General features: G+C 31.7%; 15 protein-coding genes and 3 pseudogenes. 2 read left to right on the top strand and 16 right to left on the bottom strand.

Translation table 11 applies throughout. The features are described 5' to 3' along the window. Positions 1–29: 29 nt before the first annotated feature. The 3 genes and pseudogenes from dnaK to NMU03_RS13940 all read right to left on the bottom strand — a co-directional run bounded on the left by dnaK (position 30) and on the right by NMU03_RS13940 (position 3,245). Positions 30–1,747 (bottom strand): annotated as a pseudogene (gene dnaK / locus NMU03_RS13950) (molecular chaperone DnaK). A gap of 58 nt (positions 1,748–1,805) precedes the next feature. Then, a complete protein-coding gene (locus NMU03_RS13945; RefSeq protein ID WP_290139138.1) occupies positions 1,806–2,411 on the bottom strand; it encodes a J domain-containing protein in 606 nt (201 codons plus the stop codon). Then, positions 2,412–3,245, bottom strand: a complete 834-nt coding sequence (locus NMU03_RS13940; RefSeq protein WP_290139136.1) for a DUF5685 family protein — start codon at positions 3,243–3,245, stop codon at positions 2,412–2,414. It lies immediately after the preceding gene. Between the two features lie 119 nt (positions 3,246–3,364). On the opposite strand from NMU03_RS13940, the pseudogene NMU03_RS13935 reads away from it, so the two are divergent. Continuing rightward, positions 3,365–4,676, top strand: a pseudogene (locus NMU03_RS13935) (replication-associated recombination protein A). 14 nt (positions 4,677–4,690) lie between these two features. Here the strand turns inward: NMU03_RS13935 and NMU03_RS13930 are convergent. From NMU03_RS13930 to NMU03_RS13915, 3 genes and pseudogenes are all read right to left on the bottom strand, one after another. Beyond that, on the bottom strand, positions 4,691–5,437 hold the full coding sequence (locus NMU03_RS13930) for a carboxymuconolactone decarboxylase family protein (RefSeq protein WP_290139134.1): 747 nt from the start codon (positions 5,435–5,437) through the stop codon (positions 4,691–4,693). A gap of 93 nt (positions 5,438–5,530) precedes the next feature. After that, positions 5,531–6,411 (bottom strand): annotated as a pseudogene (locus NMU03_RS17765) (LysR family transcriptional regulator). Positions 6,412–6,812: 401 nt separating this feature from the next. Then, positions 6,813–7,085: a hypothetical protein gene (locus NMU03_RS13915; protein ID WP_290139129.1), complete on the bottom strand. Its 273-nt coding sequence runs from the start codon at positions 7,083–7,085 to the stop codon at positions 6,813–6,815. A 153-nt stretch (positions 7,086–7,238) separates the two neighbouring features. Between NMU03_RS13915 and NMU03_RS13910 the strand changes: the two genes are divergently transcribed. Next, positions 7,239–7,934: a YoaK family protein gene (locus NMU03_RS13910; protein WP_290139127.1), complete on the top strand. Its 696-nt coding sequence runs from the start codon at positions 7,239–7,241 to the stop codon at positions 7,932–7,934. Here the strand turns inward: NMU03_RS13910 and NMU03_RS13905 are convergent. The 10 genes from NMU03_RS13905 to NMU03_RS13860 form a co-directional block, all read right to left on the bottom strand. Then, positions 7,873–8,757: an aldo/keto reductase gene (locus tag NMU03_RS13905; protein WP_290139125.1), complete on the bottom strand. Its 885-nt coding sequence runs from the start codon at positions 8,755–8,757 to the stop codon at positions 7,873–7,875. The genes NMU03_RS13910 and NMU03_RS13905 overlap by 62 nt on opposite strands. Before the next feature lie 29 nt (positions 8,758–8,786). Next, entirely contained in the window at positions 8,787–8,930 is a 144-nt protein-coding gene (locus NMU03_RS13900) for a hypothetical protein (RefSeq protein ID WP_290139123.1), read from the bottom strand. Between the two features lie 28 nt (positions 8,931–8,958). Continuing rightward, a complete protein-coding gene (locus NMU03_RS13895; RefSeq protein ID WP_353956626.1) occupies positions 8,959–9,501 on the bottom strand; it encodes a histidine phosphatase family protein in 543 nt (180 codons plus the stop codon). Continuing rightward, the gene (locus NMU03_RS13890) at positions 9,498–10,322 is read right to left on the bottom strand and encodes an MBL fold metallo-hydrolase (RefSeq protein ID WP_290139121.1); all 825 of its coding nucleotides are present in this window, start codon (positions 10,320–10,322) and stop codon (positions 9,498–9,500) included. Before NMU03_RS13890 ends, NMU03_RS13895 begins: the two co-directional genes overlap by 4 nt. 106 nt (positions 10,323–10,428) lie before the next feature. Beyond that, positions 10,429–11,001 (bottom strand): TetR/AcrR family transcriptional regulator C-terminal domain-containing protein, encoded by a 573-nt coding sequence (locus NMU03_RS13885; protein WP_290139119.1) that lies wholly within the window; start codon positions 10,999–11,001, stop codon positions 10,429–10,431. A gap of 141 nt (positions 11,002–11,142) precedes the next feature. Next, a complete protein-coding gene (locus NMU03_RS13880; RefSeq protein WP_290139118.1) occupies positions 11,143–11,676 on the bottom strand; it encodes a potassium channel family protein in 534 nt (177 codons plus the stop codon). A gap of 6 nt (positions 11,677–11,682) precedes the next feature. Further along, the gene (locus NMU03_RS13875; RefSeq protein WP_290139117.1) at positions 11,683–13,080 is read right to left on the bottom strand and encodes a TrkH family potassium uptake protein; all 1,398 of its coding nucleotides are present in this window, start codon (positions 13,078–13,080) and stop codon (positions 11,683–11,685) included. 339 nt (positions 13,081–13,419) lie between these two features. Next, positions 13,420–14,034 (bottom strand): 23S rRNA (uracil(1939)-C(5))-methyltransferase RlmD, encoded by a 615-nt coding sequence (gene rlmD, locus NMU03_RS13870; RefSeq protein WP_290139115.1) that lies wholly within the window; start codon positions 14,032–14,034, stop codon positions 13,420–13,422. Beyond that, positions 14,016–14,696: a class I SAM-dependent RNA methyltransferase gene (locus NMU03_RS13865; RefSeq protein ID WP_290139114.1), complete on the bottom strand. Its 681-nt coding sequence runs from the start codon at positions 14,694–14,696 to the stop codon at positions 14,016–14,018. The genes rlmD and NMU03_RS13865 overlap by 19 nt, the downstream gene beginning before the upstream one ends. 36 nt (positions 14,697–14,732) lie before the next feature. Then, entirely contained in the window at positions 14,733–15,437 is a 705-nt protein-coding gene (locus NMU03_RS13860; RefSeq protein WP_290139112.1) for an Asp23/Gls24 family envelope stress response protein, read from the bottom strand. Positions 15,438–15,492 lie beyond the last annotated feature (55 nt).

Genomic DNA, 15,492 nt, shown 5'->3' with positions numbered 1-15,492 from the left:
AAAAAGACATTGATTTTATACCAACGTCTTTATTCGCCCATTGCCAATAAGAAAGCTGCACTATCTTCTAATCTTTGTTTTGCTTCTTTAATTTCTTGGAAATTGGCATCTGGACATGTTTCAAATTGAACTTTTTTTGTCATCTTCTTTAATTGACTTAATTCATTTTTGATTTGTGTTTTTACTGTTTTGTCTATTTCTTTATGATGTTTCGCTAACCCATTTTCAACACGTAACATTAAAGTTTCTAAATCATTTTTAAATACAAGTCTTTCTTTTGTTTTGGCATCTTGTTGTTCATACTGTTGGGCTTCGTGAATAGCTCTTTCAATATCTGCATCTGACATATGTGAACCATTTTCAATCGTAATACTTTGCATGTTTCCACTTGCTAAATCTTTTGCTGAAACACTCACAATTCCATTGACATCAATATCAAAAGTGACTTCAATCTGTGGAACACCTCGCATTGCACGTTTGATTTTTTCAATTTGAATTTCCCAAGACTCTTATTGTCCTTAGCCAAAGGTCTTTCTCCTTGTAAAACATTAATTTCGACCTGTGTTTGAAAGTTTGATGAAGTTGTAAAAATCTGGCTATGACTTGTAGGAATAGGTGTATTACGTTCAATCAAAGGTGTTGCAACGCCACCCACTGTTTCAATAGACAATGTTAATGGTGTAACATCTAGCAATAAAACATCATAATTTCCCATTGCTGTGACATCACCTGATAATTTACCACCTTGAATCCCTGCACCCATTGCTACACATTCATCAGGATTCAATGATTTACTCGGAACAATTCCTGTCACTTCTTTAATTTTATCTTGAACAGCAGGAATACGTGAAGAACCTCCAACCAAAATAATCTTATTTAATTCAGCTGGTAATAGACGTGCATCATTCAAAGCATTTTGCATTGGTAAGATTGTTCTTTCTACTAGATCTTTAGTGATACGATTAAAAACATCTCTTGTAATTGTCATTTCTAAGTTCTGTGGTCCAGCAGCAGTTGTCGTAATAAATGGTAGTAATACAACTGTTGAAACCATTGATGATAATTCAATCTTAGCTTTTTCAGCAGCTTCTTTAACACGTTGCATCGCCATTAAATCATTTTTTAATGAAATTCCTGAACTTTTTTGAAATTCAGTCAAAATATATTGAGCTAATGCTTCATTAAAATCATCACCGCCAAGATGATTATCCCCAGAAGTGGAAAGAACTTCAATGACACCATTACCAATCTCAATAATAGAAACATCAAATGTACCTCCACCTAAATCAAAGACCATCATCTTCTGTCCATAACTATTTTCTAAGCCATATGCCAATGCTGCAGCTGTTGGCTCATTAATAATTCTTAAAACCTCTAAACCTGCAATTCTCCCGGCATCTTTCGTTGCTTGACGTTGTGCATCATTAAAATAAGCTGGAACTGTAATAACGGCCTGCTTAACAGATTCTCCTAAATAGATTTCAGCATCTATTTTTAATTTCTGTAAAATCATCGCTGAAATTTCTTGAGGTGTATATTCGCGTTGACCAATCTTCTTTTTATAATTTGTTCCCATTTCACGTTTAATAGATGAAATAGTTCCCATTGGATTCGTCACTGCTTGTCTTTTGGCACTTTCTCCAACAAGTCTTTGACCATCATTTGTAAAAGCAACAATACTTGGTGTTGTCTTGGCTCCTTCACTATTAGGAATAATGGATGTTTTTCCATTTTCAATAAAAGACATACAACTATTTGTTGTTCCTAAATCAATACCAATAATTTTACTCATAAATCATTCTCCTTTAATAACATCTACAACAACAATTCATAAAAATATTAAACAATAATAATGAATAGCAACAGTTTGCCATATTAGCATATGGTGATGTATAAGTTTGTTGTGTCTGACGATATTGGCCACTGCCCGCCTGCAACTGTTGAACCAAGAAAAGATATTGTAAATTGCCTGGTTCCATTTGTGCAGCTGTTCTAGCATATTCTAGGGCTGTCGCATTATTTCCTATCCCATTCATAGCAATCGCACTATAATAAAACCAAAGTGCTGAGCGAGTACGAATTTGATCAAGAATTGACAAAGCATCCTGATAACGCCCTGCCTGAATGTAAGCAGCAACATCTTGAAACGCTGCCTGATCATTACCTTGATACTGATAAGTTGACTGCGAACTTTGTTGCCCATATGTTTGATTTGTGAAACCTTTTTTACGATTATCCATAATCGTTTTATAAGCATTTTGAACTTGTTTAAATTTTTCTGTATATTCTGCCTGATGGGCACTATTAATATTCGCATCAGGATGGTATTTTTTACTTAAAGTACGATAGGCATGCTTGACTTCGTCATCCGATGCATTTGGAGAAATCCCTAATATCTGATATGGATCCATTTACTTCTTATCCTCCATTCTTTTTTGATTACGTAATTCATATTGACTCCAAACACCACTATATATGATATTTCTTAAAATTTCAATATTTTCCTCAATTGGGAGATATTCAAAAGCCTCTGCAGCTCTTGAAATCATCATTTCCAATAAATCATAACATTTCTCTTCAAAATCATGATTACCAAAATCTTTCATAAAAGGATTATAACTATGATGTTTTATATCTTTTTCAATATCATCATAAGCATCCAATAAATAAATAAACTTACCTAAGAAAAAACCAAATTCCCATAAATAATCCTTCCATACATCATCTTGATAACAACATATTTCAGCCATCACTTTTCCAAAACATCCCGAAATTTCATCAATATGCACATCATCTCTTTGTTCATATTGATGTATTAAAGCCAACTGTTCTTCAATAATTTGAAGTTTTTGTGGATATTCCTGCTTTACACTATGATAGCTACGACTTAAGATTTTTTTATAAACTTCTTGTCCTATTTTATGATCATCAATCCAATCATCATCACACTTTAGATAAGTTAAAGCAATGGTCATTTTGGCTGCATAATCAACATATTGATTATGAACTTCTAAATGTTTTTTGACTGGATGTAAAAAACATCTACGCATTGTTTGATGATTTTCTGGTTCATATAAACCAGAAAATAATATAGCTAAAAAGGTCATATCATAATTTAAAGCCACACGTCCTTTCAAACCATATATATCATGCATTGTGCGACATAAACCACAGTAATATGACTGATAAATATCAAAATCTTTAAACTTCATTTCAGGTTTATTGATGACTATATATCCAAACATGATAATCTCCCCATTTCAATAAATCACGCTTAGTATAAAATGAAGATATGAACGAAACATGAACTTATAGAAACTTTCATTTAAAAATGTTAAAATAAAAAAAGAAAGCAGGTGAAAATATGGTAAACCAAAAAGATCATACTCTCATAGAACCTTTAGCTAATCGTTTAAGACCTACAACCTTGGATGAATATGTTGGACAAAAACATCTGGTTGGAAAAGGTAAAGTTTTATGGCATTTTATTCAAAATGATCAGATTCCCTCTATGATTTTCTGGGGACCACCAGGAGTAGGAAAAACAACACTTGCAAGAATTATAGCCAAAACAACGCAAGCTCATTTTATTGATTTTAGTGCAGTGAATAGTGGTATTAAAGAAATCAAAAAAGTCATGCAAGAAGCTATGCAAACACAGCTTGAAGGCATCAAAACTATTGTCTTTATAGATGAAATTCATCGTTTTAATAAAGCGCAACAAGATGCTTTCTTACCTTATGTTGAACAAGGTAGCATCACTCTTATTGGGGCAACCACTGAAAACCCCTCTTTTGAAATTAATTCAGCCCTCTTATCACGTTGTAAAGTTTTTGTATTACATGCTTTAAATGTAGATGATATTTTAGAACTTTTACATCACGCCATTGATGATTCACGAGGTTTTGGTCATTTCAATATCAATATTGAACCTGCTGCACTTTCAATGATAGCTCATTTTGCAAATGGTGATGCACGTATTGCATTAAACACATTAGAAATGGCAGTATATAATGCTTCGCATGATGACCAGACAATAACAATCACAACTGATATTGTTGAACAAATCACAAGTCAAAAATCATTACTTTATGATAAAAATGGTGAAGAACATTACAACCTTATTTCTGCTTTACATAAATCTATGCGCAATAGTGATGTTGATGCAGCCATCTATTGGTTAGCCAGGATGTTAGAAGCAGGTGAAAATCCTTTATACATCGCAAGAAGACTCGTCCGCTTTGCGAGTGAAGATATTGGTATGGCTGATAGTCGTGCTTTAGAAATTGCTGTAGCAGGTTATCAAGCATGTCATTTTATTGGTATGCCTGAATGCAGCGTTCATTTAACACATGTTGTCACTTACCTATCACTTTCAGTGAAATCCAATGCTTTATATATGGCTTATGAAACAGCCAAAAAAGATGCTTTAAAAACCATTGCTCAACCTGTCCCTTTGCATTTACGTAATGCCCCAACACGTTTAATGAAAGAACTTAATTATGGAAAAGGTTATCAATATGCTCATGATTTTCAAGACAAAATAACAACTATGACATGTTTGCCAGAAAGCTTACAAGATAAAGAATATTATCATCCTACCCAACAAGGAAATGAAAAAAGTCTCTTTGCGACTTCAACAAATTAAACAATGGAAACGCCAACACAAAAAATAAAAGAAAATTTTCTTTTATTTTTTTGTGATTTCATTAATAATGTTAATAGCGTTCAATGTTCTTGGAAAACCAATATAAGGTTGACATTGCGTAATGACTTCAATCAAAGTTTTACGATTATTTCCAACCGTTAAATTCGCCACTGTATGTCCACGTAACTGATTTTCACAACCACCTAAAGTAGCTAACATGACAAAAGTCAATATTTCTCTAGTCTTTAAATCAAGTCCTTGACGCGTATAAAAATCACCAAAACAGTATTCCGATAAGTAATTTTGAATATGTTTTAAATCTGTTGGTGCATTATCATGATTGGCTTGAATATTATCATGTCCAAAAGCTGCACATTGAACATCAAAACCAGCCTGAAACCTTGTTTTTTCTTGAACTGTAGATTGATCATCCAATGGTAAATCAATATGATTTTCTTTAAAAACAGTATTAACTGCATCCAATGCTTCCATCACTTTTCCTATTCCAATATATGGTGTGCATTGATAAACAGCTTCTTTAATTTTAATAGGTGTTACATCAGCTTTTAAAGCAGCATAAACATGTTCTTTTAAAGCTTTCAAAGTCATATTTGTTGTATTAACAACAATTAAAATTAATTCTCTTAATCCTAAATCTAAAGAACCATGTTGATAAACATCACCATGAATATAATGAATCATCATATCTTCAAAAGATAAATCATCTGGACAAATATGTCCATCATGTAACTGTTGATATAAGGTTTTTGCTTTTTGTATATCTCTCATAACTCTTCCTCCTTGATAATTCAATTTTAAAACGATTTATAAAAACTGTCTAATACTTATAATGTATCTTCAAAAATGCTTAAAAAGCATATTTTATTGATGAAAATAATCATAAAGTTCTTGGATAAAACGTGTAGCAGTTGCCGAGAAAACCTGATGTTTCTTCCATACAATAATCGCTCCTGTTTCATAAGCCGGCTTTAAAGGAATAAAGCGAACCAGTGATTCATTGGACATATACACAATTTTATCTAAACATAAAGCATAGCCTAGTCCTTTTTCTACCAAAATAGCCGCATTATAAATCAAATCATAAGTCGCAACAATATTCAATTCACTCACATCAATACCCATCCAATGTGCCAATTCATTTTGGACAATCAAACGATGTCCAATAAGCAATGGAAGTTTTTGAAGATCTTTGGGAGTCACATACTCTTTTTTGCTATTTCACTATCTCTTGGAGCAATAATCCCCCAAGCCTCTTTATAATCCAAACGTACAAAATCGTATCTTTCAACATCCACAGGTTCAGTCAACAAACCAATATCCATAAATCCTTGATCTACTTTTTGTTTGACATCATCAGCATTTCCACTATATAAATGATATTGAACTTGAGGAAAACGACGTTGAAACTGCATCATGAATTCACCCAAAAGATGCATTGCATTTATCTCCCCTGCACCTACAAAAATCTCTCCTGCAATCAACTCATCAGCTTTTAAAAATTCTTTTTCAGTTTTATCAGCCAAATCAATGATTTCTTCAGCACGTCTTCTTAACAACATTCCTGCATCCGTCAATGTTAATTTATTTTTACCTCTGATAAACAATTGCGTATTTAACTCTTCTTCCAATTGCATTAATTGTCTTGATAAGGTTGGTTGAGTAATATGTAAAACAGATGCTGCTCTTGTAATATTCTCTTCTCTTGCTACAGTTAAAAAATATCTTAAAACTCTTATTTCCATTTTTCTTCCCCTTATTTTATTGTACTAAAAAAATCATCATTTTTATACCTTTTCTTTCATATTCATAAATCTTCTATGATAGAATCTCTATCAAAAAAAGATTATGACTTATATGCAAATGATTGTGTCTATTCTTTTTGAATGTTATAATTTATAATAAGGAAAGGGGAAATGAAATATGGTCAGTTTATTTATAGAAGCCGCCTTGCCTTGGATTTTCATGGGGTTATTCATCGCAATGAGTTGCTCTTTGATGAGCAAAAAAGAAAAATAATATAAAAAAGATTATATCCCCTACCATTTTGTTTTGACCTATCCAGTGATAGCTCTTTTTGTTTATAGCTACCATTTTTTGTTGAAAAAAACTGATTACAAATTCTGTAACCAGTTCATAACTATGCTTATATGGAAATCATATCCTGTTCATAACGTCTGATACTTTTCATGATAGCTTCCGTTGCCTGACGTGGACTGTTTTTTAAAAAGCCATCTTTAAATTCATAACGGAGATTCACAGAGTCATCAGGAATTTGAACTGAATGTTCATTAGAAAAACCAATTTTCCAACATTTGTTTTCTCGATAAGCATATAATGTCATATCATCCACATCTTGGACATCACGAAACAATTGCTTTACAAGCTCATATAAAGCATATGTTGAAATATAATACACCCATCTCGCCTCTTTTCATAATACTATTATATAAAATAAAAGCCCTTTCAACAATAAAAAGTTGTTATTTTTTTTATTTTTTTATAGACAAGGATTGTCAAAAAAATGAGTAGTGCTATAATAAAAAGCGCATTTAAAGGAGTTGTATGAAAAGTGGAAAATAATTATCACGAAGTCATTGTTCATTATTTAATGGCGATAGTTGGTGGTTTTTTTGGTGGCTATGCTATTTTTACAAGAATGAATGTTTTTGGTTCAGCACAGACAGCCAATTTGATAGATCTTGTACGAGACATATTAGGCAGTAATTATATTGAATCAATGATTAGAATTGGTGCTTTACTTATTTATATTTCAGCAATGATTATTGCAACCATTTTAACATATCGTACAAAATGGAAACTACAGTATTTGGTTTTATATTTAGAATTAGCATGTATCATTGTTTTAGGAATTATACCTGAAAGTGTTAATCCCATTATAGCTTTATATCCTTGCTTTTTTGTAACGGCTTTTCAATGGTGTGTTTTTAAAGGGGCATTAGGATATACCAGTTCTACAATTTTTTCTACAAATAATCTCAAACAAACAATTCTTTCAATCACAGAGTATTTTTTAATTGAAGATCCTCAAATCAAGCAAGGAAAATTAAAAAAAGGTTGTTTCTTTGGTGGAACTCTTTTTTGTTTCCATAGTGGTGTAGCTTTGGCTTATATATTGCATATTTTCTTTGCATTCAATGCTATATGGTTTTTATCAATTCTTATTTTCATTAATCTAGCTTACTTTATTTATCATGATAAATATCAAAATAATTATATATTTCAACACATAAAAAAGATGATTTGACTTTTGCCAAATCACTTTTTTCTGCCATCACACCAACTAGAGGATGTGGCTGATAACATTCTTCAAGATATTTCATTTCATCTTGAGTCAATTCAAAATCAACAGCACGAACAGCAGTATCAATATGAGAGATTTTGGTTGCACCTACAATAGGTGTGGCTACCTGACGCATTAACCAAGATAAGGCCACTTCACTCATAGACACCTGATGACGATTGGCTAATTCTTCAACACGAAGAATAATTGGCAAATCTATATTGACACTTTGATCATATTTTCCTTTCGCATAACTGTCCTCTTCTAAACGCAAAGATTGTTCACCAGGATGTTTCGCTAATCTTCCTGATGCCAAAGCACTATAAGGTGTCATTGCGACATGATGTAAATCACAATAAGGTTTCATTTCTCTTTCTTCTTCTCTAAAAATCAAATTATAATGTCCTTGTACTGATATAAAAGGCTGTAAATTTTTTTGTTTCGCAATTTCATTTGCTTTAGCAATTTGCCATGCATAACAATTAGAAACACCAATATAACGAACTTTTCCTTTTTTTATCATTTCATTTAAAATTTCTAATGTTTCTTCAATAGGCGTATGTTCATCCCATGCATGTAAAATATATAAATCTACATAATCCATTTGCAATCTTTTTAAGCTCATATCAAGACAGGTTTCAATATGTTGTTTTGCACTGATATCTTGTTCAATTTGCGCTAATGTACGACCATGAAATTTTGTTGCAACGATAACATCTTCTCGTTTAGCACATTCTCGCATGGCTTGACCTAAATATTCTTCACTTGTCCCACCTTGATAAGCCATTGCAGTATCAAAAAAATTAATGCCTTGTGTTAAAGCATATTGTATAATTTTTTTGAATCTTCATAAGGTAATGTCCAAGAATGCTTACCCTTCGTCGCATCGCCAAATCCCATACATCCAAGACATACTTTTGATACCATTAAATCACTTGTCCCTAATTGGATATATTTCATTTTATGTTCTCCTGTCTGATTACATCTTTTAAATAAAAACAATCGTTTTCATATTCGTAAATAAATATACAACAATTTCCAAATCCTTTTTTAATTCTTCTTGTGGATCTTGCCATGCTCTTAAAAAATTAAAACAAGCACCACCATGACTCACTGCTAAGACAGATTGATGATCATCTTTATCCATGATTTCTGTTAATGTTTTGACCATACGTTCTTTCAAGGTTTCATTAGATTCACCACCAAACTGCAAATAATAAGTAGCACATTTTTGAGGATCATTTTCTGCTAAATAATCCGGTTCCCCTTCTAACAAACCATAATTATTTTCTTTTAAGCCTTTGCATCTTTGATAAGGTTGTGAAATTATCAGCTCTAATGTATCGCAACATCTTTCACTTGTCGAACTATAAGCATGATCAAAAGTAATTCCTTGACTTTCAAACCACTGTTTTGCTTTTAAAGCTTGTTTAATTCCTTTTTCTGTCAAAAGTGAATCACACCATCCCTGAATCTTATGTAAAGCATTAAAAAGTGTTTCACCATGCCTCATTAAATATAATGTTTTCATTTGTTTGTTCCTTTTAATACATATGTTTCACCAGGAGCCAATACACAAATTCTTTCAGGATTGATAACAGTATTATACAATGATTCAGGGTTTCCATTAAATGGTGTCATATTTGGAGCATCTACACTTCCCCAATGAATACAAATCAAATCTGCATTAGGATAAGTATTCGCTAATTGAATGGCACCATCTAATGTAATATGCCAATCATTATCTGCAAAATCAAATAAAATCACATCAGGTTCTGGCATATTTAAATGTTCATCTAATAAACGTGAATCACCTGGCAACCAGATTGTTCCTTCTTTCGTTTCCATCCAATAGCCACAATAATCCTTTTCTTCCCAATAACGATATTGCCATTTTTTTGAACTATTTTGCCAATTATGTTGAGCTGGTGTTAATTGAACTGTTATATCATGAATATCAAAAGAATCTCCAATATCACATTTCTTTGTATCAAATCCTTCTTCATTCATCACATCAGCCACATAATTTGGTGCATAATATTTTTGACAAACATCTTGAACATGTTTACATGTTGGTCTTGAAAAATGATCGTTATCAATATGTGTAATTAATAAACCATCTAAATCAACAACATCCTGTGATAAAAGTGGAACTTGATATAATAAAGGAATATCAAAACCTTCCAATACAGGATCAATCATAATATTGGTATGATGGCTATGAATCATAACACCAGCCCCACCTAGCCAATAAATTCTTGTTTGTTCATCTACCATAAAAGCTTGATTTGTCATAGGAATACTTTTTGGCGCAACAGCTTGCCCTTTTTCATTCATTATAATTTCTCGCATCAAAAAAACTCCTTTCTTTTCTACTTATATCTTATCGTAAAAAAGAGGAGATTTCTATTTATGATTTATTGATAATGTCCATATATGGACATTTTTAAATATTTGTCTATTTATGGTAAGGTTGAATTTTATTTTCACTACCTTCAAATAATTTATCCATTCCTAAACCACGCATTTGTACAATCATATCTACAATTTCAACACAGGGAACTGGCATATCTGAAAGAATCCATGATAAAGTCATACTGCTTGAAGCATGCGCATGATAAATTGTCGCAAATTTCAATTCATCTGGCATAGGTTTTGATCCATAGAGATCTTGGTGCCATTTTAAATCAAAATGCTGGCAATGCTCTATTATATAATCTTTCAAACAGTTTTGACCTTCCATTTGACAAGCCTGTTTCATAAAAACATGATATTTTTGAATATTTTCAAATGTTTGTAATAATGAATCAGAAAAATTCATACGCATATTATCATCATGAAAATCAGGTACAATAAAAGTATCATAAATATAACAAATCAAATCATTCTTATCTTTAAAGTGATTATAAAAAGTTTGACGACTAACACCCGTTTCTTTAAGAAGTTGTGATATTGTTATAGATTGTAAAGACTGCTTATGACAAAGTTCTAGTAAAGCCTTACCCAATATTTTTTTCACATCAATAGACATAAGCAATACCTTAAACTATCAAATAATCAAATTTTTCAATCTTTTCAGTTTCTGCAACCAGCAAAAAATGATCATTCATACATAACATATATTCAGGACTAACCGATAATTCAATTTTTTGTGTTTCCATATCACGCTGACCTAAAATATTGATTCCATATTTTTTCTTAAGTCCAATGAAGCTAACGTATGCCCTACCCAAGCTTGAGGTACTTTCATTTCCACAAGACTATAATTTTCATCAAGTTCTACTAAATCAGTAATATTTTTTCTAAGTAAGACACGTGCCAATCTTTCACCCATTTCCTTTTCAGGACGGATAATACGATCTGCTCCAATTTTTTCTAGAATCGTTTTAAAACGTTTATTTTTCGCTTTGGCAATAATGTGTGGAATTCCTATTTCTTTAAGATTCAAAACGCCTAAAAGACTTTCTTCCAAATGATTCCCAATCGCAACAATACCAACATCAAATTCTTCAATACCTAAATCAATTAAAAATTGTTTATCAGTAATGTCACCAATAACAGCTTTAGTAGCAAATTCTGAAACTCTCTGTACACATTCCTGATCTTTATCAACTGCAACAACTTCACAACCATATTGTGATAATGTTTTGGTTATAGTCGAACCAAAAACACCTAATCCTAAAACTACTACCTGTTTATTTTGCATTTTCTTTTATCCTATGAGGACATCACCAACTGGATACATGATGTCCTGTCCTTTCTTTTGTTTATATTTCTTAGCAAAAACGAATACCATTGTTAATGGACCAATACGTCCAATAAACATTAATATAATAATCACAATCTTTCCTAATACCGTTAATGTCGGTGTTAATGATGCTGAAAGCCCAACTGTTCCAAAGGCTGAAAAGACTTCAAAAATTAAATCTATAAAATCAGCACCTTCATTCATTGATAAGATAAATAATCCGAGTGAACAAATAAAGAAACTCAAAATAGCAATCGTTAATGAACGTTTGACAACCTGATTATCAATACGACGTTTAAACATTGTCACATTTTCATTACCATTTTGTAATGAGTAGATATACATTAAAGCAATAACCAATGTGACTGTTTTAATACCTCCAGCTGTTCCTGCTGGCGATCCACCTATAAACATCAAAATGGACATAAATAATTTTGTTGAATCATGTAAAGCGACCATATTGACAGATGCAAAACCTGCAGTTCTCGTTGTTGTTGATTGGAAAAAACTAGCTAGAATCTTATCTCCTAAAGATAACGGACCTAATGTTCCAGGATTATTATATTCTAAAAATAGAATAACCAGTGTCCCACTCAAAAGCAACAATATAGTTGAAAACAAAACAATTTTTGTATGCAATGACAATGAGGCAAAAAATGTTTTGAGTTTAAAGAATTTAAAATTTTCTTTATAGTGTTGCCATGACATTCTTAAATCAATCCAAACAACAAATCCAAGACCACCAGCAATAATCAATCCTGCAATAGTGAAATTCATCAGTATATGGGTTTGATAAGGAATCAAAGAATTTGCTCCCAAAATATCAAATCCAGCATTACAGAATGCTGAAATAGAATGCCATAATCCATAATAAAGGCCTTTTAGCACTCCATACTCTGGCACAAAAACAATACTCAATAATAATGCTCCAACAAGCTCAAAGAAAGCTGTATATTTAATAACTCTTTTAATATAAATTCCAATAGATGCCATAGAATTTTGATTTAATGCTTCTTGCATAATAATTTTATTTGTATATGTTAATTTCTTTCTCAAGGCATAGATAAACATATTTAATAATGTTAAAAAACCTAAACCACCTATTTGAATGAGTAATATAATAACCAACTGTCCAATGAAAGTATATTGATCTGCAACAACAAAGGGAACTAGCCCTGTCACACAAGTTGCTGAAGTTGCAACAAATAAATGATCAATATAAGGAGCAACTCCATGATTTGAAAATGGACAAGCTAATAAGAAAGAACCTACCAATATAACCATAAAGAAACTAAAGGCAATACGTCGCATAGGTGAAAAGACTCTCTTTTTCTTCGACTTATGAAAATCTACCGTTTCCATATTTCCCTCCACATATTTCAATATATATTTTTTATAAAATTCATTTTTCTCTTTCACTATAAAATCATAACTTTCCTTGCAGACAACTCCTTTCAAATCTGTTTAAAAAACAGATTCTTCAAAGAATCTGTCGGATAGATTATTTTATACTCATAAAATAAAACACATCGAATAAATAAAGCATAATAGCTTTATGACAGACTCCACCACTTATTCGAACTCAATTGTAGCACACTAAACTTTTTTGTCAACATATACACTATGTTTTCTCTCATTTTGTCAGCAGAACAATATTTTCAATATGATAACTTTGTGGGAACATATCAACAGGTTGACATTTCACTGCTTGATAACCATGTTGTTGTAAAATATCAATATCCCTTGCCTGAGTTGCCACATCACATGATATATAGACAATTTTTTTGGTGATAATTGTAAAAGTTGATTCAAAAACAATGATGAACATCCTTTTCTAGGTGGATCAACAATAACTGCATCAATAGGTTTATTCTTTTTTGCAAACTCTACCATAAATTCACCAGCATCCTGACAATAAAATTCAACATTATCAATCTGATTTCTTATGGCATTTTCTTTTGCATCCAAAATCGCCTGTTCAACAATTTCTACACCATAAACTTTTTGAACATGTTTAGCAAGTGATAAAGAAATCGTCCCTATGCCACAATAAGCATCAATCACAACATCTGTTGGTTTCAGTTTTGCATATTCAATGGCTTTTTGATAAAGGACTTCGACTTGAAAAGGATTAATCTGATAAAAAGATTTCAAAGAAATACGATAAGTATTGCCTAATAACTGATCTTCGATATAACCATCACCATCTAATACTATCTCTTCATCTCCTAAAATCACATTATCATGACGTGGATTATAATTTTGAACAATTGTCTTTAATTCAGGAAATTGTTCTTTTACCATTTTGACAAGCATATCTTTTTTCGAAGTGTACGTTGATATGTAATCAATACAAGCATAGCCTGATGACTGTGATAACCATATTTAACAAGAATATGCTTGATATTTCCTTGATGTGTGATTTTATCAAAAGGTTTTTCTCCTACTTTTTCTAATAACTCTCTTACATAAGGAATCACGCGATTTGAAAATTCATTTTGAATAAAACATTGATCCATTGCTACAATATCATTACTATGTTGCTTATAAAAACCACTGATCAAATGTCCTTGATGCATGCCTACTGGCACTTGCACTTTGTTACGATAAAACCAAGGATCATCCATCATTAAACAAGGTTCAACTGGTACATGACAATGACCAATCTTTGATAATGTATCTTGCACTCTTTTTGTTTTAAATTGTTGTTGAGCAATTGGCTGAAGATGCTGTAAATGACAACCACCACATTGTTTAAACAATGGACATCTTGGTTCTTGTCTGAAAGGACTCATTTCATGCAATTCAATCAAACGACCTACAGCATATTTTTTCAACACTTTAATAATCTTTACTTTACCTACTTCATCAATCAGCATATTTTTCACAAAAACAGGCAATCCTTGATATTTCACAATTCCTAAACCATCATGTGTGTAATCAACACACTGAGCGATAATATACTCATTTTTTTGCATAGTTAATCCTCCTATAAAAAAACGAGCCTAGCTCGTTTATTCGTCCGTTAAAGTTTCTTGTGCTTTCTTAGCACTTTCTTCATCCTTAACAGATGCTAAAGTATATGAAAACTCATCATTTTGAACATTTTTTGTTCCATAGATTGGAAAATCCTTACTATCAGATGACATCATAAAGACATTCACTTCATATTGAGTAACACCATCAATTATTCCAAACAAATCACTATATGTCTTACCATCTGCTTTTTCTCTACCAACAATTTCATCAAGTGTCTGAACGGTTTCTTCAGCAATTTTCTTAGCTTTATCAGTATCCATCTTTGCTTTAAAAATAATATCTACTTTTAATTGACGACATTCCGTTGAAACTGTCATAGACTCAATTTCATCATACTTTTCCTCTATTGTTGAAATGGTAGAATCTCGTGCATCTTTAGAAATACTGACCATGCCTTCACAACGATTTCCATATACTGGTCCATCATGCAATGATAAAACCGCAATATAGACAATAAAAGCAATCGCCAGCACACCAAATAATATCAATACATAATGCCACCATTTCATTACAAAACCTTTTTTCTTTTTCTTCATTGGTTCCTCTTCCTCGTTATCATCTTCTTCATCTATTGAAATATAAGGCGCATTTTCTTTTTTGTTTTCTAATTCATCTAGATATGATGATTGATAATCTTCTTGAATATCGTCTTCATCATCAAAATGAAACTGTTTTGCCATCATTATTCACCTACTTTTTTCTATTGTATCAAAATTCATGACTAATGTATAGAAG

The organism is Allocoprobacillus halotolerans, assembly GCF_024399475.1.
Classification (GTDB): Bacteria; Bacillota_I; Bacilli_A; order Erysipelotrichales; family Coprobacillaceae; genus Allocoprobacillus; species Allocoprobacillus halotolerans.
This window is presented reverse-complemented; position numbering and strand designations above follow the sequence as displayed.